Below are 409 nucleotides of genomic sequence, written 5' to 3' on the forward strand. Positions count from 1 at the left end.
GTTTTAGTTACTTAACTCAAAATCTATGGGACTCTTTCCTCCTAGAGTCCCATGCCTTCTTATCGGATTATAATAGCCATCGATATAAAGTCGACTTTGCATTGTCATCTCTTCTCTTGATAGTTGCCCTAAACAGCTTATCCATTCCTTTTTATACTGAGCAAAGAAACTCTCTGAACAAGCATTATCCCAACAGTTTCCTTTACGGGACATACTGATTGTTATTCCTCTCTTGTACAACCAACGCATCGTCATCTCTGACGTATACTGAACTCCTTGGTCTGAATGAAACATCAATTGACTACCATCAGGTCTACGTCTTTCCCAAGCCTTCTTTAAACTACGAACTACAAGCTCTGCGTTGTTAATCCTACTCGTCGACCAACTGATGACCTTTCTTGAGTAAAGG

Annotated in this window: 1 protein-coding gene; it reads right to left on the reverse strand. The window is 40.1% G+C overall.

Going from position 1 to position 409, the window contains the following annotated elements:
* Window positions 1-3 precede the first annotated feature (3 nt).
* The coding region (locus A6E03_RS11270) for a DDE-type integrase/transposase/recombinase (protein WP_141677267.1) at window positions 4-409 on the reverse strand (406 nt) is incomplete at its 5' end.

This window comes from Aliivibrio sp. 1S128 (genome assembly GCF_001691065.1).
Classification (GTDB): domain Bacteria; phylum Pseudomonadota; class Gammaproteobacteria; order Enterobacterales; family Vibrionaceae; genus Aliivibrio.